Origin of the sequence: uncultured Sphingorhabdus sp. (assembly GCF_937872355.1) — a bacterium.
In the GTDB taxonomy this organism is placed as follows: domain Bacteria; phylum Pseudomonadota; class Alphaproteobacteria; order Sphingomonadales; family Sphingomonadaceae; genus Sphingorhabdus_B.
Genome location: NZ_CALMSV010000100.1, coordinates 1 through 2,209 on the forward strand (window position 1 = coordinate 1; position 2,209 = coordinate 2,209).

Consider the following 2,209-nt stretch of genomic DNA (forward strand, 5'->3'; position numbering starts at 1 on the left):
AGCCCGCAACGCCATCAAGGCGATCGAGGAAAAGGTGAAGCTGGGAATTAACCCGACCGATGCAGAAATTCGCGCCGCACGCGCAGCAGGGACGGCCAGCGGCTTGCCCGAAGCCGATATCATCGCATTGGACGGGCTTGGTATCCAGATCGGCCTCAATCGCAGCTATAGCGAAAGTGCCGACCCGTTGGGAATCAATGCCGGTGCTGCCGCCGCGCGGCTTGGCGACAAGATTGCGACCGGCAAAGCCAGTGAGGCCGAACAGATCAGCTATGCCCATTTGAAAGGTATCGCGGATTCACGCGCCAAGGCGCAAGGCAGCAAGCTGAAAGAGGTGGCCAAGCAGGGCATAGGTGGCCAGATGAAGGTGCTGGCCCAGCTGCAGCAGTTGCCGCAGGAACAGCGCTTCGCCGCCGCCGAGGAGGCCAAGGCCGGATTGGGCCAGCTATCCCTGTTGCCCGCCCGTACACAGCAATTTGCATTGGAAGGCCGCGAAGTGCGCGCCGCGCGCAAAGATGAGTTTGGCAAAGCGGAAGAGGTCAAGGCCGCTTTTCGCCGCCGCATCGGCGAAATCGCGCCATCGCTGGGCGGGGAATATGACAATCTGCAAGGCATAGCCTGGGATATCTATGCCGCCGAAATGAACAATCGCGGCGCGACAGGATGGAATGAAGCGCAATTTGAAAAGTCGGTGAAGATCGCATTCGGCGCGCGCGTTCGCGAGGATGGCGTGTTCCAAGGTGGTATAGGCCGGGTGCGCGGCAAGCAGGTTATCCTGCCTGACTGGCAGACCCCGCCCGAATTTGATGCAGCGATATCGAAGTTGACCTTTGCAGGGGCGGTCTATGGCAACAGCCAAGCGGCCAGCAAGGCCGACATATTGGCGAATTACCGCCCCGAATATTATGGCGATGATGCACGCGGCCTGCCGCTTTATCGCTTCATATCGCCATCGGGATATCCGTTGAAGCACAAGGATGGCAGCATCTATAACATTGTGGTTGAGCGCTGATGCCTGCAATCCTGCCATCGCGCATGCGACAGACATTGCCCCGCCAAGGCGGTGAAGCGCCTGCACCGGAATTTGTCGACCAGATCGGTGCCGGTTTTCGAACGGCAAAGGATGATATCAGCTATGTGCAGGATACAAGGCTGCGCGATGCCTATTTGCCCGTCATGTCGGCTTTGCAGGATATCAATGGCAAGTCGCATTGGCAGTATAAGGATTGGCTCGGGGAACTGAACCCTTTCGCCAATGGCGGGCTGCAATATGACTATGATAGCGTCTGGGCCGATATAGTCGCGGCGCGACAGAAAAACCCGCAGGCCTTCGCAAATCTGCCGAAAACCCGCGAGGAATTTGAAAAAGGCGTATTGACCCGCGACGGCGAACGGCAACGCGACCAGCAGCTGTTGGCGCGTGGTGACAGCTTTGTCGCGCCCTTGATCGGTGCGGTTGGTGCATCGGTTTTTGATCCGGTCAATCTGGCGACCGCGCCGATTGGCGGCGGTAGCAAAACGGTAGGTCAAGCCATATTGCGGGAAGCGATTGTCAATGGTGCGATCGAACTTGGTCAACAGGTTCCGTTAGCGATCGCGCGCGGGCGCATGGGGGAGGAATTGACCGTAAAGGAAGCGGCGCTGAATGTCGGCGCTGGTTTCTTCTTTGGTGGCGCGCTGGGCGGTGCCAGCAAATATGGTGCCGATAATTGGGGAGCGATCAAGGCTGCACCCAAGGCGGTACAGGAAGCCCTGTGGGCCAAGATCGTGCCGGTGCTGCCTGAAAATTTGCGGCCGAAAATGGATTGGGATGCGCTGGGCGATGATTTGTTGCCCGATATAGCCGAGGCGGTGATCGGGCGCGGCAATATGAGTGAGGCCGAAATCGACGCGCTGGCCGTGGTGCGCCGCGAAATCGAGATCGATAGCCGCAATCCCTATGTGCCCGATGGTGCAGGGGTGAAGGCCTATCGCGACGGTTTGGCCGAAGCGATGGAGCGGATTATGGCGGATGCGCCGCCCGCTGCACCGCGCGCGGTGAATGTTGGTGGAGATGTTTCACGCCCTTCACGTGGAACAATGATTCGCAGCACAGCGATATCGAGCGGGACCGTCCCCGGTGACGCGCGGAGCGTGGTCAAAAGCCGGATCAAGGTTGTCGAGTCGTCGGGGAATGTTCGCGCCAAAAACGCGAATAGCAGTGCGCTTG

The 2,209-nt window shown here is 59.1% G+C and carries 2 protein-coding genes; both read left to right on the forward strand.

The genetic code is table 11. From position 1 onward, the window contains the following. On the forward strand, window positions 1-1,012 hold a 1,012-nt coding region (locus Q0239_RS05890; protein WP_298599814.1), incomplete at its 5' end, for a hypothetical protein. After that, the coding region (locus tag Q0239_RS05895) for a hypothetical protein (protein WP_298599817.1) at window positions 1,012-2,209 on the forward strand (1,198 nt) is incomplete at its 3' end. The genes Q0239_RS05890 and Q0239_RS05895, both read left to right, overlap by 1 nt.